Origin of the sequence: Methylobacterium brachythecii, from assembly GCF_014196345.1 — a bacterium.
In the GTDB taxonomy this organism is placed as follows: domain Bacteria; phylum Pseudomonadota; class Alphaproteobacteria; order Rhizobiales; family Beijerinckiaceae; genus Methylobacterium; species Methylobacterium brachythecii.
The window spans coordinates 36,376-57,451 of sequence record NZ_JACIDN010000007.1 but is presented as its reverse complement, the minus strand read 5'-3'; the positions used below and the strand labels follow the sequence as shown (position 1 = coordinate 57,451).

At 63.4% G+C, this 21,076-nt stretch carries 35 protein-coding genes and 1 tRNA gene; 24 read left to right on the top strand and 12 right to left on the bottom strand.

Features of this window, described 5'->3' with window-relative positions:
• Positions 1-198 precede the first annotated feature (198 nt).
• Both GGR33_RS18440 and GGR33_RS18435 read left to right on the top strand, forming a co-directional pair.
• Positions 199-519 carry a hypothetical protein gene (locus tag GGR33_RS18440; protein ID WP_183507923.1) on the top strand — a complete coding sequence of 107 codons (321 nt, stop codon included), beginning with the start codon at positions 199-201 and terminating at the stop codon, positions 517-519.
• 268 nt (positions 520-787) lie between these two features.
• A tRNA-Arg gene (locus tag GGR33_RS18435) sits at positions 788-864 on the top strand.
• A 58-nt stretch (positions 865-922) separates the two neighbouring features.
• Here the strand turns inward: GGR33_RS18435 and GGR33_RS18430 are convergent.
• Together GGR33_RS18430 and GGR33_RS18425 are read right to left on the bottom strand one after the other, a co-directional pair.
• Positions 923-1,948 (bottom strand): site-specific integrase, encoded by a 1,026-nt coding sequence (locus GGR33_RS18430; protein ID WP_183507921.1) that lies wholly within the window; start codon positions 1,946-1,948, stop codon positions 923-925.
• Between the two features lie 263 nt (positions 1,949-2,211).
• Positions 2,212-2,433 carry a hypothetical protein gene (locus GGR33_RS18425; RefSeq protein WP_183507919.1) on the bottom strand — a complete coding sequence of 74 codons (222 nt, stop codon included), beginning with the start codon at positions 2,431-2,433 and terminating at the stop codon, positions 2,212-2,214.
• Between the two features lie 296 nt (positions 2,434-2,729).
• Here GGR33_RS18425 and GGR33_RS18420 point away from each other — a divergent pair, with 296 nt between their 5' ends.
• Entirely contained in the window at positions 2,730-3,143 is a 414-nt protein-coding gene (locus tag GGR33_RS18420; RefSeq protein ID WP_183507917.1) for an energy transducer TonB family protein, read from the top strand.
• Positions 3,144-3,169: 26 nt separating this feature from the next.
• Here the strand turns inward: GGR33_RS18420 and GGR33_RS18415 are convergent, their stop codons facing one another.
• The 6 genes from GGR33_RS18415 to GGR33_RS18395 are packed head-to-tail and all read right to left on the bottom strand — an operon-like array spanning position 3,170 to position 4,963.
• The gene (locus GGR33_RS18415; protein WP_183507916.1) at positions 3,170-3,562 is read right to left on the bottom strand and encodes an HNH endonuclease; all 393 of its coding nucleotides are present in this window, start codon (positions 3,560-3,562) and stop codon (positions 3,170-3,172) included.
• Positions 3,559-3,852: a hypothetical protein gene (locus GGR33_RS18410; protein ID WP_183507914.1), complete on the bottom strand. Its 294-nt coding sequence runs from the start codon at positions 3,850-3,852 to the stop codon at positions 3,559-3,561. Before GGR33_RS18410 ends, GGR33_RS18415 begins: the two co-directional genes overlap by 4 nt.
• Positions 3,845-3,976 (bottom strand): hypothetical protein, encoded by a 132-nt coding sequence (locus GGR33_RS26290; RefSeq protein WP_281381186.1) that lies wholly within the window; start codon positions 3,974-3,976, stop codon positions 3,845-3,847. The genes GGR33_RS18410 and GGR33_RS26290 overlap by 8 nt, the downstream gene beginning before the upstream one ends.
• The gene (locus GGR33_RS18405) at positions 3,973-4,245 is read right to left on the bottom strand and encodes a hypothetical protein (RefSeq protein WP_183507912.1); all 273 of its coding nucleotides are present in this window, start codon (positions 4,243-4,245) and stop codon (positions 3,973-3,975) included. The genes GGR33_RS26290 and GGR33_RS18405 overlap by 4 nt, the downstream gene beginning before the upstream one ends.
• Positions 4,245-4,559: a hypothetical protein gene (locus GGR33_RS18400; RefSeq protein ID WP_183507910.1), complete on the bottom strand. Its 315-nt coding sequence runs from the start codon at positions 4,557-4,559 to the stop codon at positions 4,245-4,247. Before GGR33_RS18400 ends, GGR33_RS18405 begins: the two co-directional genes overlap by 1 nt.
• Positions 4,559-4,963, bottom strand: a complete 405-nt coding sequence (locus GGR33_RS18395) for a hypothetical protein (protein WP_183507908.1) — start codon at positions 4,961-4,963, stop codon at positions 4,559-4,561. The genes GGR33_RS18400 and GGR33_RS18395 overlap by 1 nt, the downstream gene beginning before the upstream one ends.
• Before the next feature lie 540 nt (positions 4,964-5,503).
• Between GGR33_RS18395 and GGR33_RS18390 the strand changes: the two genes are divergently transcribed.
• The gene (locus GGR33_RS18390; RefSeq protein WP_183507906.1) at positions 5,504-5,857 is read left to right on the top strand and encodes a DUF3572 family protein; all 354 of its coding nucleotides are present in this window, start codon (positions 5,504-5,506) and stop codon (positions 5,855-5,857) included.
• Positions 5,848-6,081 carry a hypothetical protein gene (locus GGR33_RS18385; protein WP_183507904.1) on the top strand — a complete coding sequence of 78 codons (234 nt, stop codon included), beginning with the start codon at positions 5,848-5,850 and terminating at the stop codon, positions 6,079-6,081. Before GGR33_RS18390 ends, GGR33_RS18385 begins: the two co-directional genes overlap by 10 nt.
• Here GGR33_RS18385 and GGR33_RS18380 read toward each other — a convergent pair.
• Positions 6,078-6,809, bottom strand: coding sequence for an XRE family transcriptional regulator (locus GGR33_RS18380; RefSeq protein WP_183507902.1), 732 nt, complete (start codon positions 6,807-6,809; stop codon positions 6,078-6,080). The two genes, GGR33_RS18385 and GGR33_RS18380, sit on opposite strands and share 4 nt — an antisense overlap.
• 66 nt (positions 6,810-6,875) lie before the next feature.
• Between GGR33_RS18380 and GGR33_RS18375 the strand changes: the two genes are divergently transcribed.
• Positions 6,876-7,136 (top strand): transcriptional regulator, encoded by a 261-nt coding sequence (locus tag GGR33_RS18375; RefSeq protein ID WP_343068570.1) that lies wholly within the window; start codon positions 6,876-6,878, stop codon positions 7,134-7,136.
• A 10-nt stretch (positions 7,137-7,146) separates the two neighbouring features.
• Here the strand turns inward: GGR33_RS18375 and GGR33_RS18370 are convergent, their stop codons facing one another.
• A complete protein-coding gene (locus tag GGR33_RS18370) occupies positions 7,147-7,416 on the bottom strand; it encodes a hypothetical protein (protein WP_183507897.1) in 270 nt (89 codons plus the stop codon).
• 99 nt (positions 7,417-7,515) lie between these two features.
• On the bottom strand, positions 7,516-7,734 hold the full coding sequence (locus GGR33_RS25745; RefSeq protein ID WP_210302086.1) for a hypothetical protein: 219 nt from the start codon (positions 7,732-7,734) through the stop codon (positions 7,516-7,518).
• Between the two features lie 485 nt (positions 7,735-8,219).
• Between GGR33_RS25745 and GGR33_RS18365 the strand changes: the two genes are divergently transcribed.
• From GGR33_RS18365 to GGR33_RS18295, 15 genes are all read left to right on the top strand, one after another.
• A complete protein-coding gene (locus tag GGR33_RS18365; RefSeq protein ID WP_183507894.1) occupies positions 8,220-8,375 on the top strand; it encodes a hypothetical protein in 156 nt (51 codons plus the stop codon).
• Complete coding sequence (locus GGR33_RS18360; RefSeq protein WP_183507890.1) at positions 8,372-8,530, top strand: hypothetical protein; 159 nt, start codon at positions 8,372-8,374, stop codon at positions 8,528-8,530. The genes GGR33_RS18365 and GGR33_RS18360 overlap by 4 nt, the downstream gene beginning before the upstream one ends.
• A 237-nt stretch (positions 8,531-8,767) precedes the next feature.
• Positions 8,768-9,196, top strand: a complete 429-nt coding sequence (locus tag GGR33_RS18355; protein WP_246413259.1) for a hypothetical protein — start codon at positions 8,768-8,770, stop codon at positions 9,194-9,196.
• On the top strand, positions 9,196-9,408 hold the full coding sequence (locus GGR33_RS18350) for a hypothetical protein (RefSeq protein WP_183507888.1): 213 nt from the start codon (positions 9,196-9,198) through the stop codon (positions 9,406-9,408). Before GGR33_RS18355 ends, GGR33_RS18350 begins: the two co-directional genes overlap by 1 nt.
• Positions 9,405-9,716 carry a TSCPD domain-containing protein gene (locus tag GGR33_RS18345; RefSeq protein WP_210302085.1) on the top strand — a complete coding sequence of 104 codons (312 nt, stop codon included), beginning with the start codon at positions 9,405-9,407 and terminating at the stop codon, positions 9,714-9,716. Before GGR33_RS18350 ends, GGR33_RS18345 begins: the two co-directional genes overlap by 4 nt.
• Positions 9,713-9,946 (top strand): hypothetical protein, encoded by a 234-nt coding sequence (locus GGR33_RS18340; RefSeq protein WP_183507887.1) that lies wholly within the window; start codon positions 9,713-9,715, stop codon positions 9,944-9,946. The genes GGR33_RS18345 and GGR33_RS18340 overlap by 4 nt, the downstream gene beginning before the upstream one ends.
• Before the next feature lie 48 nt (positions 9,947-9,994).
• On the top strand, positions 9,995-10,480 hold the full coding sequence (locus GGR33_RS18335; protein WP_183507885.1) for a Ros/MucR family transcriptional regulator: 486 nt from the start codon (positions 9,995-9,997) through the stop codon (positions 10,478-10,480).
• A gap of 81 nt (positions 10,481-10,561) precedes the next feature.
• Positions 10,562-10,843 (top strand): DUF2312 domain-containing protein, encoded by a 282-nt coding sequence (locus GGR33_RS18330; protein WP_183507883.1) that lies wholly within the window; start codon positions 10,562-10,564, stop codon positions 10,841-10,843.
• Between the two features lie 3 nt (positions 10,844-10,846).
• The gene (locus tag GGR33_RS18325) at positions 10,847-11,434 is read left to right on the top strand and encodes a RusA family crossover junction endodeoxyribonuclease (RefSeq protein ID WP_183507881.1); all 588 of its coding nucleotides are present in this window, start codon (positions 10,847-10,849) and stop codon (positions 11,432-11,434) included.
• Complete coding sequence (locus GGR33_RS18320) at positions 11,431-11,667, top strand: hypothetical protein (protein ID WP_183507879.1); 237 nt, start codon at positions 11,431-11,433, stop codon at positions 11,665-11,667. The genes GGR33_RS18325 and GGR33_RS18320 overlap by 4 nt, the downstream gene beginning before the upstream one ends.
• Positions 11,660-11,860, top strand: a complete 201-nt coding sequence (locus GGR33_RS18315; RefSeq protein WP_183507877.1) for a hypothetical protein — start codon at positions 11,660-11,662, stop codon at positions 11,858-11,860. The genes GGR33_RS18320 and GGR33_RS18315 overlap by 8 nt, the downstream gene beginning before the upstream one ends.
• Positions 11,857-13,263, top strand: a complete 1,407-nt coding sequence (locus tag GGR33_RS18310) for a helicase-related protein (RefSeq protein WP_183507875.1) — start codon at positions 11,857-11,859, stop codon at positions 13,261-13,263. Before GGR33_RS18315 ends, GGR33_RS18310 begins: the two co-directional genes overlap by 4 nt.
• Positions 13,260-14,306 (top strand): DNA-methyltransferase, encoded by a 1,047-nt coding sequence (locus GGR33_RS18305; RefSeq protein ID WP_183507873.1) that lies wholly within the window; start codon positions 13,260-13,262, stop codon positions 14,304-14,306. Before GGR33_RS18310 ends, GGR33_RS18305 begins: the two co-directional genes overlap by 4 nt.
• Before the next feature lie 8 nt (positions 14,307-14,314).
• Complete coding sequence (locus GGR33_RS26595) at positions 14,315-15,295, top strand: DUF1376 domain-containing protein (RefSeq protein ID WP_183507871.1); 981 nt, start codon at positions 14,315-14,317, stop codon at positions 15,293-15,295.
• Positions 15,219-15,887 carry a hypothetical protein gene (locus GGR33_RS18295; protein ID WP_183507869.1) on the top strand — a complete coding sequence of 223 codons (669 nt, stop codon included), beginning with the start codon at positions 15,219-15,221 and terminating at the stop codon, positions 15,885-15,887. Before GGR33_RS26595 ends, GGR33_RS18295 begins: the two co-directional genes overlap by 77 nt.
• 74 nt (positions 15,888-15,961) lie before the next feature.
• Here GGR33_RS18295 and GGR33_RS18290 read toward each other — a convergent pair whose 3' ends face one another.
• Positions 15,962-16,126 carry a hypothetical protein gene (locus GGR33_RS18290; protein ID WP_183507867.1) on the bottom strand — a complete coding sequence of 55 codons (165 nt, stop codon included), beginning with the start codon at positions 16,124-16,126 and terminating at the stop codon, positions 15,962-15,964.
• 127 nt (positions 16,127-16,253) lie between these two features.
• Here GGR33_RS18290 and nusG point away from each other — a divergent pair, with 127 nt between their 5' ends.
• From nusG to GGR33_RS26025, 3 genes are all read left to right on the top strand, one after another.
• Positions 16,254-16,949: a transcription termination/antitermination protein NusG gene (nusG, locus tag GGR33_RS18285; RefSeq protein WP_183507865.1), complete on the top strand. Its 696-nt coding sequence runs from the start codon at positions 16,254-16,256 to the stop codon at positions 16,947-16,949.
• A 578-nt stretch (positions 16,950-17,527) separates the two neighbouring features.
• A complete protein-coding gene (locus tag GGR33_RS18280; protein WP_183507863.1) occupies positions 17,528-19,465 on the top strand; it encodes a YadA family autotransporter adhesin in 1,938 nt (645 codons plus the stop codon).
• Positions 19,462-20,178, top strand: a complete 717-nt coding sequence (locus GGR33_RS26025; RefSeq protein ID WP_425488799.1) for a hypothetical protein — start codon at positions 19,462-19,464, stop codon at positions 20,176-20,178. Before GGR33_RS18280 ends, GGR33_RS26025 begins: the two co-directional genes overlap by 4 nt.
• The last annotated feature ends 898 nt before the right edge of the window (positions 20,179-21,076 follow it).

Sequence of the window (21,076 nt, the reverse complement as noted above, 5' to 3'; positions counted from 1 at the left end):
TAGGGCGTATTCCTGATCAGGTGTCTGTTCAGGTCCGGCGCTCCATCGGTCCACCCGACGGGCCCACGCTCGCCGAGCTCGTGCTTCGCCACGTCGACGGCATGCCTCCGACGCATCGCGTCGGCCCGGGACATGAAAGTAAGCCCGAACCTGCCGGAGACCGGCTGCCATCACCGGTGGGCGCCGTTATAAGGCGTCATGAGCAACGTGATCCGACCGACCTTCGGTGCACGCCCGAAGCCCGACGCCCCGCCGCCGCCGGCGGCGCCTGAGCACCGTGCGCTCCGCATCTTCGGGCAAGCTGCGGGCTACACGGTCGCGCTCATCCAGGATGAGGACGACCGGACCGGCCCCGCGCTCAAGGTCGTGGTCGGCCCGACGACGGGCAACGAAGTCGAGGCCGTCGCGATCCTGCCGGCCTTGCCGGAGGGCGAAGCGGATGCCGACGTGGTCGGTCTCGCGATCCTGCGGACGCTGGAAGTGATCGAGGCGGCCGGCCGCGATCCGGAGATCGCGTGACTGGTCATCGGCGCGTCGCACGGTCTTCACCAAGCGGCGCAATCCTGTCGGTGCGGACGCGAACGCTTTTCCCGTTCCACGCATGAGCTTCGGATGGCCCGGACGTCAGCCACGTCCCGAGTGAAAGAAATCGTGTTGGCTCTGTCGGACCCAGACGCTGCGAGCGCGCATCCGACCCAAATGAGCTAGGCGATATCGTCCGCAAGACCGACCGCTCAGAGGGTTGACCGAGGCTCTGCGGCATGGCTTCTGCCCCTCGGGCATGTCTGACTCCGTAGCTCAGCTGGATAGAGCAGCCGCCTTCTAAGCGGCAGGTCGAAGGTTCGAGCCCTTCCGGGGTCGCCATATTTTTCATGGTGTTAGCTCCTATCCAGATCACGCATTCCGACAAGAATGCGTCGGCTCATTCCGACAAACCTCCTCGTTCCGTTCGCTCCGCCCGGCGTTTCCGAGTCCCGGCCACGATCTGCCGCTGCGTCTTTTTCACGTAGCGAGGCAGGGTGCGGACGTCTTTGTGTCGGCTGATCGCTCGGATTTGCGAGTCGGTCAGGTCGGCGTCCCCAAGCTCCGTCATTCCGCCATGCCGCCAGGACCTAAAGGACAGGTCGGAGGGGAGCCCCGCAGAAGCGATCACCTCCTTGGTGGTCTGGCGCATGTAGGTGAGATCGCCATTCTCGGTGATCCACGGCAGTGGCAGCCCGGCGCCTCGATCCGTCCAGTCGCGCACGATCAGCAGGCCGCCGATCCGACTGCGCTTCACTTCATCCAACCGCGCCACCAGTTCGGGGAACAGAGGCTCGCCGCGGTCGAGAAGCGGAATCCAGACTTCCTCTCCGGTCTTCGGGTGCATGATCAGCACCTCGTCCGGCCGCTCGCGAGGACGGTAGTGCTCCGCGCTTAGAACGCCGAAGATGTGCTCCGACCTTTGGAGCCACTCCCAGGCAATCATCGCGGCTGTACCCAGCGATGCGACGCCTGCCTTGTCGCAAGCCGCTACGAACGCCAGAAGGTGGCCGTACTCGCCTGTAGGCGTTGGGCGCGAGGCGTCTTTCAGACCCATCCTGCTGAACGGGTTCATTGGAGGCACGATCGACGGATTCGCGCGCTGAACCACGTTCCATGCACGCCGGCACGACTTCATCGCGTGATTGACGGTCGTGCGCCGCTCGCGCTCCACGGTCACGGGTTTCCCGGCCGCATCGAGCACGGGCTTCTTCTTCGCATCTAGAACCGGCTCCCGCACGAAGACCAGCTTGTCGAACAGCTTGTCGACGACGTCGGTCTCGACGGACTTCACCGATAGCACGCCAAATCGGCGGCCATCCTTGAGCGCATGATCTGCAACGAGCCCGAGCCCATTGTCATGGTTCTTGCGCTGGCTGACGCTGACCTTGGTGTAGTACTTCGAGGCCTTGAAGGTCTTCACCATCCAGTCGAAACTACCGACGGCGACGCGATCCGGGACGAGGTCTGAGCGTCCCGCCGTGCGCCAAGAGTCGAACTGCTTGAGCAGTACTGTCTCCGCTCGATGGCGGGCGGCATCAGGGTCGATGCCCAGCGCTTCGTTCCCGATCTTGCAGCCGGCTTTCTTCGCCCAGGTCGGAACCTCGAAGAAGTGCCCCCAGGCTTTCGAGCCAGCGAGCCACTTCCTTCGAACGTATCGCGGCAGGGGAAGGCGGACCGGCTTCGGCATCAAATCAGATCCGCCACGCTCTCGACGGAGGATTCTCGCTCGGCGATGTCGTGGCGTCGAGTGATGAACTGACGGCAGGCTTCGAGGGCCCAGATTGGTTCTCGCGTGCTGCCGGTGCCGCGCATGGCAGTGGGCGCCGGCGCGTCTCCAGCCGTGATGCGGCGGGTCAATTCCGTCGTGTCGCGGCAATCGAAGAAAGCAGCCGCCAGATCGGCGCGCATGATTCCGGGCCATGCGCCGTGCGGCGGGAACCGTGCGGGGGCCGATTTCCGCGCCTTCATTCCCCACCACCCCGCCCGCCTACACGGACTGCGTTGTTGGCCTCTTGGAGACGAGCGCGGCCAGATTCAGTGAGGCCGTCGATCGTGCCGCCCCATGCCGGACCCTTGGCCTCAGGATGGGATGGGAGCGACGGGAGCGAGGCCAGGATCGCGCAGGCAAGCCTCACCGCGCCGCCAATGGCGCGGTGCTTACCTGCCGGATAGGCTGACCCGAAGGGAATCGCAGGAGAGCCGACATGACGCGCATTGCCGGGCTGGTTGCCGCGAGCGCGCTGGTCTTTGGCAGCCTCTCCCCAGTCTCGGCGGACGAAATCCCTTGGCCGGCGAGGGTGTCGAAGCACATCCGACCCTTCGTGGACGCCAGGAAGCCGGACGAGATGCCGAAGGGGCACCACACGGCGATCGTCAAGATGACGATCGACCGTATTGGCCGCGTGACGAACCCGGTCGTTGAACGGAGCTCCGGGAAGCCGGACCTCGACGCGATCGCGCTGGAGGCCGTTCGCGCCGCGAGCCCGGTGCCGGAACTGCCGAGCAGCATTCCAGGCGATGCCGAAGACGAGATCACGGCTTCTCTCCCGATCTCCTTCGACAGTGGCGTTAAACCGTCCAAGGCATCTCGTGTGGCGAAGATCTGCCGCGGCTGCTGAGACGTGCCGGACGGGTTGCTCGGCACTCACGGGCGGCGCTCCATCCCTGGGCCGAACCACTTGGCCGGCGCTCGGGTCGGGTGCTGCTTGGGCGCCTTGTCGAAACCTCGACCCTGGAGCTTCCGCCGGTGTGGATCCTTGATGCCGTTGTGGTGGTCGAACTGGCGCTTGGCCTTCGCGCGGCGGGCGGCATCCGCGGCCGTCTTGGCCTTGTGGCAGGGCGGGCAGAGCGCCTCGCAGTTCCCCAGGGTCGCGTCGCCGCCCATCCAGTCCTGAAGGACGTGGTCGAATTCGACAGGACGCCCGCTGCCGATCGGGGCATCGCAACGCATGCCGGTCTCGAGGTTGCCCTCACAGCATCCGCCAGACCGGGCGAGGGCGGCGCGCTTCGTGGCTTTGGAGAAGTTCGTCCGGCTCATGGGCGCACCCCCACGGCCGCCAGAGCCTCATCCAGCTTCTCGCCAGACGCGCCGGAAATCGCCGTGTCAGTGTCGGGGTCTCGGACATCGGACCGGATGGCCTTCAGAGCCTCGACAAGCCCGGGAATCGCGTTGACCGCCTGAGCAAAGCTCGCAGCCTCCTTGATGTCTCCAGGCCATGTGAGTGAGCAGCGCTGACCAGCTGCGGTCTCGAATTGGATCCAGACGCTGTCGTTCTGGCTGCGGCCGAACTCGACCGGCTTCGGGAGGTAGACAGCAGCCTTAGCCATGCCAGCCTCCGCGGCGGCGCTCGCGCTGGTCGCTTGAACGAATGAGCAGGGGTACGGCGATCATCGCGCCGACCGAAAGACCGGCGAAGACGAAGCTGGCGAGGGCGAGGGCGGTGCCGTTCATGCCGCTCTCCGGATCTCGACGGGCTCGGCGCGACGGCGATCGAACGCTACGTCCTCGGCAGCGTGGGCCAGGAGCTTGCGGATCAGCGTCCGGTCATTCTCGATCCGGCGCAGAAGCCAGATCGGTGCGTCTTCACCCAATACCCGAGCGGTCAGGATCTCGACCTCGTCGCCGAAGCGAACCCGGTAGCTGAGGAGCACAGTCAGGGAGCTCGATGCGCCTTCGCCAATGGTGACCGAGAGGGACATCTTGAAGACGTGGGTGCGCATCAGGCGGCATCCCTCTCAAGACGATCGAAGACCTCAAGCACGCGGTCGCGCCCGATCTCGATGAGGGATTGCTCGGCCTCGGCGACGCCCGGCAGCGGGACACCGAAGAACCGGAAGACATCCCCGAACGCCTTCACCTCATGGCTGTGGCAGCCTCGGAACACGCCCGGCAGGTCTGCCGGCGCCGGGTAGCGCGCACGGTCGGCTTCGATGGTCCAAGCCCGGTAGTGCGGGTCGTAGACGGCCTCTGCAGCCTGGGCGCCGTCCAACAAGATGTTGCGGCTATCAGGGGATTTGATGATCTCGAAGGGCATCACGAAGCCTTCCGCTCATCACGGCAGGCGATGGCGTCGATGCGGGCGAGACTCGGAAGCTCGCCGCCCATCCGACGCATCACGTTGCCCAGCAGAACAGCGTCACGGTGCGTGAGCAGAAGAGCCGCGCACCCCGGCAAGCGATAGGAAGGTTCGGCCCCTACGATCAGCCGGAGCGCCCGATCCGCGTTCAGGTCGAGAGGCGACTGCGCTACCAGTGCCCGAAGGCGCATGGCGAGCACGTCACGCTCGGCGATCGGCAGAAAGCAGGCTTGCGTCCCGGTGAGGCGCTGACGCTTGGCGGCCCCGTTCTGACGGCCGACGCGGCCGCGGCTGGCCTTGCGGTCCTGCTCGTAGATCTGGGCGTTCACCAGTTCTGTGACGGTGAGGGGGCGCTCGAACATGGATCAGAGCTCCCCGAAGTAGGAGCGGCCGATCCGACGCAGGGTCTCGTAGACCGAGCAGCAGAGCATGATGCCGGCGAGGCCGGCGAAGGCGATGGCTTGGTCGGGAGAGAGGGACACTGGAAAGCTCCGCCAGGAAAGCAACAGTCACAGGTAAGCACAACTTTCCTAACAGAGCAAGCAGAAAGGTAAGTTCAGCTTTCCTGATTTATCCACAGCGCGGCAGAATGAGACTCGACTCAGGCAGCGCGCTCGGGCAGCTATTTGAGAACAAACCACGAACACGAGGCAGCCGATGTCCCTTGGGGTGGGAGCAGCACAGGACAGAAATGAGCTCGCCGGAATTCGCTCGCTGCAAATCGTCTGTGACGACTGCGGGTGCGGTCGCCGCTGGACGGGTGATCAGATTTCGGTTGCCATTGGCAAAGGCATCCGAACGGTTCCAGACCTAGGAAGTCGGCTCTTTTGTCGCCTTTGTAAGGAACGCGGCGCGAGTGGCAAAAACGTCAGCATCATTCCTCAGCTACGGAGGAGCCGATCATGAGTAAGGCATTTACAGATGCAGAGGTGTTAGTCGCAGAAGTCCTGAGTTTTCTGGCTGGAGACGTCGAGCGATTAATCCAGTTCTTTGAGGCAACCGGGCTGTCGGCATCATTGATCCGTCAAGCGGCGACCGATCCCGGCTTCAACCAAGCTATACTGGAGTACGCCGCGAGTGATGAGCTGAGGCTGCTTGAGTTGGCTCGGCACGCCGGTCGCGATCCGGCTCATTTCGCGAGCGCCGCCACTGCAATCGACACAAGCCCCGAGTCGCAGACGACCAGCCCGCGCGCGGCCCTTAATCGCCCAACGAACTTGGCGCGCCGATACGAGGCTACATCCCCATGCGAGTGAAAAAGCTTTGGTGCGTGAAGACATCAATGTCGGTGGACGGCGAGATCTACCTCGATGGCAGCGCCGCATTAGTTTTGCCTAACGGCTCTCTTGTCGTCTACGACGACGAGGAAGAGGCGGCTGTCACGATGGCGTTTGCGCCAGATGCATGGCAGACGGTGCATGATATGGATGGAGAACGAGACAAGCCTCGCAGCATCAAGATCTGGAGGGGTGAAGTTTAGAGGCCCAAAAGCTCATCCCAAGGAATGACGCGATGCATAAGTCTTATTGACCGTTGCTCGAACTCTATTTCTTTTGCCGGGTTAAATTGCTCAACTACTAATAACTTCGCCGATGAGCGAACTAGGCGTTTGATGTATCCTTTTCCAGGTTGATCATCATCGGCTTTCAGTTCGATCACGACATAGTCGCGCGGACGGGGCGCACGGTTCGAATCAACGTATATTCGCGCGCCGTCTTCATAGGCGGGCGAGACGCTGTCTCCACGCACATAAAGCGCATAGACGCCGGTCCGCCGGGCAATGCCAGGTGGTCTTGGTGCATAGTCGATGGCATTACGGTTCAAGCTGAAGTCGCCCTCGCCATCGCCGCCTTCGCTAGTTCCAAAAATAGGAATGTCGCGTGGCCCCATAAATCGCGAAACGTCGATTGGCGCGCGCGCTTCGATCGCTTCAACTGACGCGGCTTCCGCACCGATCTCACCTTCGGCCGGCCCATTTCCTGCTTCCCGATGCTCGATCATTACGAGGCGCCCTTTAAGGGCGGCGTCCATATCGATCCCGAGCATGTCACCTAACTGGCCGAGCTTCTCCGTGCCCGGAAAGGTCGACCCGGCTTCCCACTGCCCGACCGCCGGCCGCTGAATTCCGAAATGATCAGCGACCTCCTTCTGGGACAGGTCTTTAAGATTGCGCGCCTGTCTGAGAACGGCGCCGAAGGCCTTGGACATAGGCGCAACATGTAAGCTGGCCTTTCTAGCCGCTACGGAAGAATTGCTTACCATGTCGCTTGACGCATGGGTAAGAGCAACTTACCTTGCTTACCTATGGGACAGACACCCCTTGAACGCGCGATCGAAGCGGCCGGAGGCCCGAAGGCCTTAGGAGTCGCGATCGGCATATCTTCGCAGGCGATCAGCCAGTGGCAGGTCTGCCCTCCGCTCCGGGTTCTTGAGGTGGAGCGCGCAAGCGGCGTTTCACGCCATGATCTTCGCCCCGATCTGTATCCATCAGCAGCGCTCGCTGTCACAGCCGAACCCGCGAGGGCTTCGGCATGAGCGCTTTCGCCTATTCCAGCGCCGTTCGGACCTCGTCCGCGAACCTGTTGGCATGTCGAGGGATCGCTTCGACGACGCTTTCCAGAAAGCGCGTTGCCGATGGTGACGGCGCCCCAGGCGGAACATCCGAGACCGTAGAGACGAATCGCACGAGGACATCCTCGCGATCTTCCGGATCCAATCGGCGCAGCGCCTCTGCCATCAGCGCTACCATTGCACTGTGCAAGACTTCGATCTGCGCCGACGTCTCGACTGCGAAGGTGTGGGTTTGCTCGTCCATCACCGACCTCGTTGCTTGGGTCAGCGATCATAGCCGCGACTTCATTGGAATCGAGCCCCGAATAGGTCGGGGCAAAAGCTGCATTCAATGCTTTCGCTCTCAAGGGGCAGGTACATCGGACCACTCGGCAAGGACGTGCTCCAAGTGCTCAAGGGCTGGAACTGCTTGCTTCCGGAGTTGTCGGTTCCGCTTTGCGCCAGCGATCGTCACGCGAAGGTCGCCGATGATTGCGACGGCATCTTCTTTTGGTCCTCGCCTCAGCATTAGGCCCAGCAGTGTTTCGATCGCGTCGAGGCGCGCGCTGTCGGTATCGTTCATTTCTCGTTCTATCGATCCGATTAGCAGCCCGAAGGTAGCGGGCTTTGAGACCGCTCATGGCATCTTAGCCCATCCTAAGAGCACGGGAGCGACCGCATGATCGCTCCCGCCGCCAATCCGGGAACTATCCAAAACTACGCCGATCTCTGCCGACTAGTGGAGGTCTGCACGAGATCGCCGCAGAGATCGGACCATCTCCGCGTATTGGTCAGGATCATCGATGGCGTCAGCAGACCAAGCTGCGATATCGATCGTGAACGACGTTCCGCACGTCCGACATGTGATTTGAAGCTCCCTTCGGAGATCAGTCAGGGTCTTCCTGATTTCTGCACCGCATTGCGGGCAGGGAACATCTCCCGTGATGTCGTCGGTGAGGCCGGACATAGCCGCTCCTGCATTTCCTTATTCCCCCGCCTGACGGTAGCGCTTCAGTCGCTAGTTGGCTCGCACGAACTGTCTAAAACCTCACTGTTCGTAGGAGCGGCATGATGCGCTCCTCCTATCAGTCGTCCCCATTCCGTGGCGTGATGGCGATTGGCGTAGTCCTCTGGGCCGGCACGGTCGTGCTGGTCGTAGGCATTGCTCAAGACAAAGCTCGTCGCGGTGAGCTGATCACCCTGTCGCGGGAGATCGGCCGATGAAGCTGGCCCCGCTCAAACTCAATCAACCCGCGCCCGCCGCCGGCAACGACGACCACATGTCGAACGCCGACCTGGCGCACATCCTGTTGTTTCTCGTGATGCTCGCCGCTGTCCCGGCGTTCGCGTTCGTGCTCGCCGGAGGCCTCTTCCGATGAGCGCTACCCAGGCCCCTCGTGGGCGTTTCCTCCCTTGGACTGACCGGGGCCTTCGGGCTCCGGTCCTTTCCGGGGGATCCGTACCAAACGATGCCCTCTCGGATCAGCGCTGCCAGGCGCTTCCGAGCTTTGGCTCGATCTCTTTCCCGCGCGTCCGCTCCAGCCTGCCAGCAATCGACGGTCGCGCTCTCGTTCTGCGTATCGCGTCCCCGTTCATTTCTCTCGGGTCCGCCTGACATGAGCGCCGTCTCCTTATCTTCGCGAGGCTATCTGCCTGGCGCTTCCCCGATGATCACATCATCGGGGAAAGACATGCGAAAGTCTGGGTTAGAAGATACCCAAGGTTGGGTAATTGATCCCCAACTCTGGGTAGACGAGTGGCGTCGCATTCATCCGGTAAAAACCGCACAGTGCGTAGCTGAGCAGCTTAATGCCCCCGTTCGCACCGTCGAGAAATGGCTGTCCGGTGAGTCGCGCCCGTCCTTCGACTGGTTCGGCCCAATCCTGTGCGCCTACGGTCTCGGCTTCGTCGCCGCCGGCATGCCGAACCCGGCACCGTGGCTCGACGACCATGCCCGCGATGAGCGTCGGGCGGCCATCCTTGCGAAGCGCCAAGCCCTCGACGAGCAGCTCGCCGCCGACTGGAACCGGAGGGCCAACGCTTGATGCAGTCCATCGCATGGCACTGGCACCGCTTCATGGAGTGGGTGCATCAGCTCCGCTCGCTGCACCACTACGAGCGCGGCGACCATCACGCCGGGCGGGCACTTGAGCATGGCGTCGAAGCCGATCGGCACGATGCCCGCACCCCGCGACGCCCTGCGCCTGGAGCCGGGTCCGAGCCCGAGTGCGAACCCGAAACCTGGGGGCGCCCATGATCGGCCGCGAGCGCCTCATCAACCGTCGCGCCTCGATCACAATCGAGTTCCAGCACGACAACATCGACTACACCGCTGGCTTCTCTCGGTTCGCTGACGGCCGCCTCGCCGAAGTCTTCCTGAACGGCGGGAAGCTCGACTCGCAGGCCGACGTGCTGGCTCGCGACAGCGCCATCGCCGCATCCCTCGCGCTTCAGAGCGGGTGTGCCGCCGACGACCTCCGCGCCGCCCTGACCCGTACTGCTGCGGGAGGTCCCGCTGGCGCGCTCTCCGTCGCGCTCGATCGCATCGCGGAGATCCCGGCATGAAGGTCGAGCTGTCCGGCGGCTCGGTCCGCATCAACTCCAGCATCGCCGTCGTCGCGGCCGATACCGGCAATGTCCGCCTTGCGATCACTGCCCCGCACGGCGAGCTCGTGCTCCCCGTCTACGGCGCTCGCCACTACGCCGAGCAGATCCTGCGCGCCTGCCGAGAGGCAGAGGTGAGCGCGGTCGAGGACTCAGCTGACCCCCGCGTTCCGCGGCGACCCGCCGCCTGACCTTCCCCGCCGACGGGCGGATCCCGTCACCCTGTTGGAGTGCCGACCATGTCCGAGTCCTCAAATCTTTACCGCCTGCCGTTGACCGATACCGGCGCTCACTTCGATCCGACCATCAGCATCGTCGGCGATATCGTCTCCGCCTACGTGTCGAACAACGCGGTGACGGCTGAGGCTCTGCCGTCGCTCATCAAGAGCGTGCACGGAACGGTCACGACCCTTGGCCAGCCATCGGCGCCGGACGCCGCGCGCCCCGAGCTCAGCGAGAAGGCCACCCCGGCCCAGATCCGCAAGTCCATTACCCCGGATGCGCTGATCTCCTTCATCGACGGCGCCTCCTACAAGACGTTGAAGCGCCACCTCTCGACGAACGGGATGACCCCGGCGAGCTACCGGGCGCAGTTCGGACTGCCGGCCGATTACCCGATGGTCGCCGCCAATTACTCGGCCGCGCGCTCAGCGCTCGCAAAGGGCATCGGCCTCGGCATCCGCACGGCTGGCGAAGCCCAGCCCGCGGAACCTGTCGCCGCGTAACCACGAAAAGCGAAACCGCCCGGACCCCATCCGCAAAGCGGGGCACCGGGCGGCTGCTCTGGACATCCTCGGAGAGACGAAATGAGCACGGACCGTTCCGGGCAACGAGCCCCTGTTTCCTCCGCCGAGGGTGTGGCGGCTGACGAACTCAAGCAGTTCATCGAGCGCATCGAGCGCCTCAACGAGGAAGCCGACGCCATCAAGGGCGACATCAAGGAGGTGTTCGCCGAGCTCAAGGGGCGCGGCTTCGACGTGAAGGCCGTCCGCTCGATCCTTCGTATCCGCAAGCAGGACCACAGCGAGCGCCAGGAGCAGGAGGCGATCCTCGAGCTGTACCTGCAGGCCCTCGGGCTTTCGGTCTGAGCCATGGAAGCGCCGTCGCTCTCCCCGACAGCCAAGCGCAGAGCCAAACGCACCGAGGCGCTCCACAAGCGCCCGGAGCAGAGGCCCGTCTACGCCCAGCGCTCCATCGTGCCGAAGGTGGAGATCCGCTTCCCGCTCCCGCCCAGCACGAACAGCCTGTTCGCCAACGTCGCCGGCCGGGGCCGCATCAAGACTCCAAAGTACCGGGCATGGCGCCAGCAGGCAGTCCTGCAGATCAGCATCGCCGTCCCGCGGCCCGGTCGCATCGCAGGAGTCTGCGACGTCGAGATCTTCATGCCGCCGTTCACCGGCGACACCGACAACCGCATCAAGCCATGCCTCGATGCTGCGGTCGAGGCCGGCATCATCGCAGGAGACGACCAGCGCTTCGTCCGGAAGGTCAGCGCCCACCCCGGCACTGAATCCACCAGCATCCGCATGGTTCTCACCGCTATCCCGGTCAAGGAGCAGGATGCGGCAGAGATCGAGCTCCGCCACCGCGACGGCTGGACCGCGAAGGCCATCGCAGACGCCAATCCCGACATCACCATCGGTCAGGTCGAGACCGTCATCGCGGGGCTACGCCGATGATGGCCGCCGCTCGCACCCCATCCCAATCCGACGGGAGCGCCCTTCATCGAGAGGTCGCCGACCTATGGGCGAAGGAGCGCGACAGCTACGAGATCGCGAAGACCCTCGCGGCCCGAGGCTACCGCAACCACCACGGCAAGCCGGTCACTGAAGCGGACGTCTATCGGATCCTGTCCTGGCAGCAGACGTGGCGGCACGCCGGTAAGGCGGCGGGAGGGCGGGGCGATGCCTGACCGCTTCCTCATCGGCAATGGCCTGTGGTGCTCGTGCTGTTTCCCGGCCGGCGCGCCGCGCTCGCGCAACTGGCGGAAGAAGATCCGCCCAGGCTGCAACGAATGCGCCGGCGAGGGTCGCATCTCGCTCACGGCCGAGCAGATCATTGCGGCGACGATCGCGGAGACAGTCGCGTGGAGGGCTCGGGCATGAGCGGCCTTGGCGCCTATCACGATCTGATTGCTCGGAAGCGAGTGGCCGCGGAGCCCGCAGGGTTGGCGCATGTCCCGCAGCTCAACGCCTCGCTGAAACCGCATCAGGCGCATTGCGTCGACTTCGCGCTGCGTGTCGGCCGTGCCGGTCACTTCCTTGATACTGGCCTCGGCAAGTCGTTCGCTGCCCTGGAATGGGGGCGTGTCGTTGTCGAGGCCACCAACAGGCCGGTGCTGATGCTGGCGCCGCTCGCCGTCGGCCCGCAGCATGGCCGAGAGGCTGAGCGTTGGGGCATCGACGGAGCATATCGCCGCGAGCCGGATCCTGCCGATCGCGCCCGCATCGTCATCACGAACTACGAGCGCCTCGACCGCTTCGACCTCGACGCCTTCGGTGGAGTGATCCTCGACGAGTCGTCGATCCTCAAGAACTTCACTGGCATCACCACCCGCCGCCTGATCGAAGCCTTCGCGCGCACGCCGTTCCGGCTGTCTGCCACGGCAACCCCGGCGCCGAACGATCACATGGAGCTTGGGCAGCAATCCCAGTTCCTCGGCGCCATGGCGTCGAACGAGATGCTGTCGCGCTGGTTCGTCACGGATCAGCAGCAGATGGGCAAGTACCGGGTGAAGCGCGCCGCGGTGCGCCCATTCTGGGAATGGGTATCGTCCTGGGCGCGCTGCGTCGCGAAGCCCTCCGATCTCGGCTTCTCGGATGCTGGATACGACCTGCCCGAGCTCGTCACCTGCAGGCACCTCATCGAAGCCGATCGCACGTCCGATGCTGGATCGGAGCGAGATGGCCAGGGCCGCCTGTTCCGGATGCCGGAGATGTCGGCGACATCGATCCACCAAGAGAAGCGTCTGACGACTGCGGCGCGCGCTGCCCGCATCGCCGAGGTCGTGGCTCTTGAGCCGACCGAGGCCTGGATCGTCTGGTGTGACACCGACTACGAGGCCGACGCTCTCGCTGCCGTGATCCCTGACGCTGTCGAGGTTCGCGGCTCAATGTCGGCCGAGATGAAGGAAGAGCGCCTCGACGCCTTCTCTCGCGGTGCCATCCGGATTCTGATCAGCAAGCCCAGCGTCGCCGGCTTCGGGCTCAACTGGCAGCACTGCGCCCGCATGGCCTTCGTCGGCCTCTCGTTTTCCTACGAGAGCTATTACCAGGCCGTCCGCCGGTGCTGGCGCTTCGGGCAGACGCGGCCCGTGCACGTCCACGTCGCCTGCGCCGACACGGAAGCTGCCATCGGCGACACGATCGCACGCAAGGCCGGCGACCATGCTGCGATGAAGCGCGAGATGACCGCGGCCATGGCCCGCGCAGCGCGCTCCTCGACCGTCCTCGAAGACTATCGCCCCTCGCTCACGGCCGCCCTGCCGGCCAGGATGGTGTCCGCATGACCGCGATCCCCTGCAACGCCGTGTCGGCCGGTGAGAACTGGACGCTCTGGAATGCTGACTGCGTCGAGGTCCTGGCCGCCTTGCCGGACAACAGCGTCGACTTCAGCGTCTACTCGCCGCCCTTCGCGAACCTCTACATCTACAGCGATTCCGCCCGCGACATGGGCAACGTCGAGAACGACGAGGAATTCCAGGCGACTTACGCCTTCGTCGCGCGCGAGCTGCTCCGGGTCACGAAGCCCGGCCGGCTCGTCTCCATCCACGTCAAGGATCTCGTCTATTACTCGAACGCCTCGGAGAAGGGCGACCGCGGCCTCCACGATTTCACGGGCGCTTGCGTTCGAACCCATGTCCGCGCCGGCTGGAGCCTTCACAGCAAGACGACGGTCTGGCGCTGCCCTGTTCGGGAGATGACAAAGGCCAAGCCAGACGGCCTGCTCTACAAGAACTTCCGCCTCGACGCTGGGCGCAACCGACAGGGCCTCCCTGCGTACATCGTCACCTTCCGCAAATGGGCGGAGGGCATGGATGAGACCGCGCCCGTCGAACACCTGCCGGGCCTATGGCCGGAATGGGCAGGTGAAGGCGCCCGGTTCGTGTCCCGCCGCGTCGGCTCGCACGACGGCCTACCGAACTATGCGAGCCTGTCGGACGCTCTGCAGAAGCGCGATCCGCGATATCTTGAGGCCCTGGACGTCTGGCAGCGCTGGGCCTCACCGGTTTGGGAAGACACAAACGAGACGAACGTCCTCAACGCCAAGCAGGCGCGCGACCCGGAGGCAGAGAAACATCTCTGCCCGATGCCGCTCGACCTGATTGAGCGCTGCATCCGCCTCTGGTCGAACAAAGGTGATGTGGTGCTGTCGCCGTTCGCCGGCATCGGGTCTGAGGGCTATGCGGCGCTAAAGGCTGAGCGTCGCTTTCTCGGGGTCGAACTTAGCGCGAGCTACTACGCGCAGGCCGCCCGGAACCTCCGCGAGGCCGAAGCTTCCGCGGGAACGCTCTTCGCCCACGGATCTGCAGCACTCGAAGCTGCGGAGTAGGCGCCGCCATGCCAGGCGAATTCTACAAGATGGACTTCGAGGCCTGGGACGAGGGCACTGACGAGCTGACGCTTGAGCAGGAGGCCGCGTACCTCCGCCTCTGCCATCAGCTCTATCGTCGAAAGGCTGCCATCCCGAGCGCCGCAACGACGCTCGCTCGCATCTGGCGCTGCCATCCGAACAAGGCTCGAAAGCTCCTTGCGGACCTCGTCGAGGCCGGAAAAGTCATCGAATGCGACGGACACCTGACCAACACCCGGGTGACACGTGAGCTAGACGCGAGGGAGACGCGCCGCACACAACAGGCAGACGCAGGGCACATCGGTGGAACACAGGCCCAAGACAATCGACGTAAGTCTCTGAAAACAAACAACGCTGATGTAGCGGTTGCTCCAACCCCTGTTGAAGCGAATTCAAGCAGAGAAAGAGTAAGAGGGAGAGATAGAGATCAGATACAGGCTGCGCCTCTATCTGATCCGCGTGCGGCCTCCGCCTTTCCTCCGCGGGCTTTTGACGAGTTCTGGGCCGCCTATCCGCACAAGGTCGGGAAGGACGCTGCCCGGAAGGCCTTCGACATCGTTCGCCGAAGCGACCGCGTCTCGTTCGCCGAGATCCTAGAAGGCCTCGCTCGCTACAAGGCAGCCAAGCCTCCGACCCGCGATTGGTGTCACCCGACGACGTGGCTGAACCAAGGGCGCTGGGCCGACCAGCCAGCCGATCCCCCGCAACCGCCCGCCAGAGCGTCGCCGCGCACGTCCACCGCCGACCTCTGGGCCGGCGACGCCTTCGACGCTCACGAATCCCGCCAGCGAGGTCCCCATGACCAACGCCCTTTCCCCGATAGGCCAGTCGGAGGCCCGAGTTCCGGCGATCCGCGGTGGAATCCCGCCAGCCGAGAAGCGGACCGCAGCCATGATTGGGTATCTCCACAACAACCTGGAGACGATCCCCGGGAGCTTCCACCGCTACGCCTTGTCGGCGGCGTGTGAGCCGAGCGCGGAGCAGAAGGATCTGCTGCTCGCCCGACGTCAGGAAATCGACGCGGGCCTGGATGGCTGCGACGAACTCACCATCCGCGAGCATGTCGGCATCCTCCGCTCGAGCATGGCCACGGCACCCCTCGGCGAAGAGGCCATGAAGCTCGCCAAGCGCGGCTTCATCCTCGTGCTCGGCAAATACCCGACCTGGGCCGTCGTCGAGGCGGCGATGCGTTTTCTCGACGGCCGCGCCGGCAACAAGACCTACGCGCCGACGGCTGCTGAGATGGCCGAGGTCTGCCGCGGGCTGATTTCGCAGGACCTCGCGGAGCGGGCGCGCATCAACGCCATCCTCGATGCCGAGGTCTACCACCAGCCGAGCGAGGAAGATCGGGCTGCCATAGCCGCGCGGCATGCCGAGTTCGTCGCACAGACGGCGGCCCGCGCACGGATGCCGACGAAGCCGGCGCCAGAGCCACCGAAGCCGTACCGCGATCCGCGCGCCATGGAAGAACTCGCCGCCCGCACAGCGCGTCGGCAGGCCGAAGAGCGCGCCGAAGCCGCGGCAACCCCTGAAGCGAGCCAGACCGAGGACGCAGCCTAATGGCCAAGCGCAGAACTTGGCCTCAAGCCTTGTGCATCAGGCGCGTTTCGAAAGGTGTGCGGCTCGTGCCGGCCCTACTTGCGGCCCCCATCCTCCTTACCCGCGCTCCCAGTCGGCACCCCTGCAGCCTTGGGATTGCTCTTCCCTGCCTCGACGCCTTCAGCAGGCTTGCTCTTCGGTGTGTCCTTCTCGCGCGCCTCGTCGACGCTGCTCGTGGTCGGCTTGGTTTCGTCGCTCATGGCTTCGCCTCTCTGTGTCGAAGGGCAACCACCGCAGCAGAACCGAATGTTCCGTGCGGGCGGTTAGCCGCCGCCAGCGAAGCCGGCTCGACCCACCGCCACCCAGCCTCAGCCTAAGGGAGACACCATGCCTCGAGGCCAGCACGGCAAGGGCTACAACACCGCAAAGGCGACGCCGCAGCACAACGCCACCATCCCGAAAGAGGTGCCGCTGTCGCCAAAGAAGCGGAACAAGGTGCCCGACGTCCAGACCAAGGGCGTGCGCTGGTACGTTTGCACCACAGCACCTCAACAGGAGCTGCGCGCGGCCGAAAGCCTGCGCCGTATCAAGCTAGATCCGCCGCTACTCGCCTATGTCCCCTGCGAGTTCGAGTGGAAGCGAATGAAGCGCGCAAACTTGAAGATGCCGCTGAGGGAGTTCCAGCGACCTCGGATGCGGCATTACCTTTTCGTCGGCGTCACAGGCGGGATGACCGACGAAGTGCTGGCCGCGATGCGCGAGCGGGATGTTGAGGGTCGGAACGTACACCGCCTAGTCGGCATCCTCGGCGCTGGGAACGGAAAGCCGCTTCGGTTGAACGATTGCGGGCGAGAGTGGATCGCAGGTTTGGCGGAGGCTGAATCATCGGGGCTAGCTAACGTGACCGGCGCTAGCCTCGGAATTAACGATGCGGTGCGTCTCACTGGCGGACCGTTCTCAATGTTCACGGCACGGCTCGTCGCCATCGACAGCGACAAGAGTGAGGCTGTGGTCGAGTTGAGCTTGATGGGGCGAGGGACCGAGATCCGGATAGGTCTAGAGGATCTCGAAAAAGTTGCCTGAGGTCGATCGACTTAGGGTCAGAACTCGCAAAACAATTTCCGTCATTTGATCCGCTGCCGCCTACCGGGCAAATATTAGCAATATTTAAGATTATTCTTTCGCATAAAACATTTATTGTATTTGTGCAGAAATTATACTGCTCCAATTTAACTGTGGCGGCCTCGCAACAGTTAAAAAGATTGATGAGAAACACCCCTCGCAGAGTACTTGATGAGCAGTGTTTCTGCGCGAATTGGGATAGCAGAGGCGAAGGGCTACTTATCCTCTCGAAGAGGAATTGAGGGGTGCCCTTGAATTAGTGCTTCATGCGTTTTTTGGGGGGGGCTTCGATGCGTGACGCCGTGCCGGGTCCGTTTCTGCGAAAGCGCCACGTCGCTTCATGTTCTGTCGTTGCGCTTGCTGCTTGCGCGATGATGACCGTGGCCACGCGTCCGGCGTGGTCCCAGACCACTTGCACACTGGAAAACGGCGGTAGTGCCTCAGCGGCTTTCCCGGGAGCCTTTGCATGTGGCCCAGGTGCCTTCGCATCCGGATTGAACACTACGGTCATCGGTGACTCAGCGTCATCGGGTAGCGCCATGAGTACAGTACTTGGACAGGGAGCGATCGCAGGCGGCTCCAACGGGCAAAATTCTACCGCCATCGGTCAGAACAGTCGCGCTGGCACGGGCGGCAACGCCGGAGTTCAAGCCAGCGCCACGGCTGTTGGACAAGATGCCCAGGCCGGAACGGGAGCTAATCAGCCCAACGCAACTGCTGTTGGTCAAGGCTCTCGTGCCAACGCAAACAACGCAACGGCGATCGGCCAGGGCACAATCGCTAGCGGTAATTCAGCGTCCGCATTCGGCCGCGGTGCGATCGCATCAGGCGATTTTTCGCTCGCATTGGGCGGGGGCACCGTTACTCCCGCGAATGCCTCGAACACTGGTGCTATAGCGATTGGCAACAACGCCGCCTCAAGCGGCTTTACGGCAGTTAGCATTGGGACCAATAGCTCAGCCACCGCTGATAACAGCGTTGCCCTCGGTGTCGGTTCGCTCGCCAATCAAGCCAATACCGTCTCGGTCGGCGCAGTCGGTAACGAGCGACGCATCGTCAATGTCGGTGCGGGTACGCTGTCCTCGACGTCGACGGATGCCGTGAACGGCGCGCAGCTTTTCACCACCAATCAGAACGTCATCAACAACGGGAGCGCCATTGCTGGAACGGCGGCGGCCTTAGGCGGCGGAGCTGCCTATAACACTGGAACTGGTACATTCACGGGACCTACCTACACCTTCGGTAGCGGCGCGCAGTTCACGACAGTCGATGGCGCTCTCGGCAATCTGGATACCCGCACCACAGCCAACTCTAACGGCATCGCTGCTCTCCAGTCGGGCCAATCGGGCCTTGTTACACAGGCCAACAACAACGCTCCCATCACGGTGGGCTCAGCAAGTGGTGGTACCATCGTCAACGTCGGCGGCACCTCTGGCAACCGACAGGTGACCGGAGTAGCGGCCGGATCACTCGCCTCGACTTCAACGGACGCCGTAAACGGCAGCCAGCTGTTCGCAACGAACCAACAGGTAGCCGGCAACACCGCAGCCATTGGTCTGCTTCAGGGTCAGACGGCAACAAATACGGCTGACATCGCGGCCCTGCAGAACGGCACAGGGGGTGCATTCGTCGCCAACAATCCTGGCGGTGCGGCCGCACCGAGTGCGTCAGGATCGGGCTCGGTGGCCGGCGGTTTCGGCGCGGCCGCTACCGGTGGATCGACGGTAGCCATCGGAACGAACGCCAGAGCGACTCAGTTCGGCGCGACAGCAATCGGTGCAGGCGCAGTTGCCTCGGGTGATCCGACAACCGCCGTCGGCTTTAATGCTTTGGCTACCGGAAACGAAGCATCGGCCTTTGGTGCATTTGCGACGGCATCAGGCACGAACAGCACCGCTCTGGGTCGTTCCGCGACCTCCGCCGGCACCAACTCGGTTGCTGTCGGTTTTGGGTCCAGCGCAGCCCAGGCAAACAGCGTTGCGATCGGCACTGGTGTAGCAACAACTCGCGCCAATCAGGTGGCGATCGGTAACGCTAGCCAGACCTACACGCTTGCGGGCGTGGGTTCAGCCGCAAGCCTCGCCGCCCAAACCGGTGCGACCCGCGTCGTGACGACGGACGCCAACGGCAACCTCGCGACGTCGAGCTTCGATCCGGCAAGCGTCGGCGCACTCGACGGCCGTGTCGGCGCGCTGGAGGCGGGCCTCGGCAACCTGACGCGCTACGCAATCGAATCTCGCAGGGAGGCTCGCCGCGGCATTGCCTCCGCGATGGCGCTCGCCAGTGCCCCGCTCCCCTCCGCCCCGGGACGCCTGAGCTACGTATTGAATGGCGCGACCTTCCGGGGTGAGTATGGCGTCGGCGGTTCGGTGGCATACCGCCTCGACACAAACGTGCCGCTCGCCATCACGGGCGGCGTTGCCGGAAGCCCTGGTGGCGGCGTTGGGGGCAGGATCGGAATCATGGGCGAGCTGTGAACGAAGGTCTGACGTCGCGTTCGTTCAAACTGTTAAAGCCTTCGCAGGGTTCGCTCCGCGCTGCTTTTGCGCTTTTCGCGCTGGGCGCGTTTAGTGGGATGCCGGCATTGGCGCAGCCAAAATCGCCGCCGGCACAAGCACAGCAGAATACTGAGCCGCGTCCAGCTCAAATTGACCGCAACGGCGTACTGATCCTAATCCGCACGGCTCTGCTCGCGCTCAATCAAGCTAACGAGACCGGCAATTACACGGTCCTGCGCGATCTCTCGGCGCCGGGCTTTCGCGATGCCAACAATGCCGCTCGACTCGGCGAGATCTTCGCAAGCCAGCGCGCGCAGAAGCTCGACCTGTCGGGCGTAGCTGTACTCGACCCGCAGCTCACCCTACTGCCGCAGATCGAGCCGAACGGCCTGCTTCACATGGCAGGCTTCTTCCCGTCCGTGCCGTCCCAAGTTAATTTCGAGCTTCTGTTCGCCCCCGTGGACGGACGCTGGCGGCTGTTCGGCGTCTCAGTGAATGTGGGCTCCTCGGCGCCGGCTGCTCCGATCGCTCCCACGCAGCCCGAGACGAATACGGCGCCTAAGCCGCAAGCCGATACGAAGCCGAGTGCCAAAGCTGCAGTAAAGCGCATCGAACCGACGAAGCCATCCGTCAAGCCAGCCCCCCAGCCCGAAAACTTCAGCAGCGAACCGTCGCCAGTTCCTCATCCGTAACCACGGACGGCATTGCGACGATGCAGTGTGCATCACCTCCGGCCAGTTCTCGATGTTTACCGGACGGCTCATCGCGATCGATGGGGATAAGAGCGAGGCGATCGTTGAGTTGAGTTTAATGGGGCGCGGTACGGATATCCGGATTGGTCTGGAGGATGTGGAGAAGGCAGCCTAACACTGGCAACCGCCAGCGACCCAGCAACGCAGTATGTCGAAATACGTCATCAGCTGCGGTTCGGCGCGCGGGCCCCCAAGGTCGCGATGTTGGACATGGTCAAGGAAGTCCGCGTCGCGAAGGGGCTTGAGGCGGATGCGGAAAGCCGTTTGAACAATTCCATCGCGAAGTGGCCGTCACAGAGAATGTGTAGCCAATAGGGCACAAAGCAAAACTCGTGCACCAGAGCACTACTCGCTGGACTGTTTTTGGATATAAAACGTGTATCGGAATCTGATTCGGTGGCGTGTTCTGCAATGTCTTCCGTTCACGCATTAGCCATTCAGGCTTGTACATTGAGTTTGGGCGCAGCGATCATCCATGCTCTGCGTGCCCACGCTAAAATATTAACAAATATACTCATGGTAATTGCACTGATTCTCGCTGCGCTTTGGCTTATTATTTTAAGCTGCTGGTTCGCCAAGGACAATCCGCCGCCAATGGAGGATCCGATGGCTGTTTCCATTCAATAGCACCGCTCACGTCTGCCTAAACTCCCCAAGAGGTAGGTACGTTAATGCTTAACTACCGTGGAGACACTCGATACTGGATTAGCTATGTCGAATCCTGACCCAGCGAATTGCCAGTGATTTGCGCGAGACGGAAGAGAGCCTCTCGCAGCGGCTCCGTCTAGCTGAGCAGCGCCTCGATGAGACCGACCAAGTGCTCATTCGGCATGGTTTG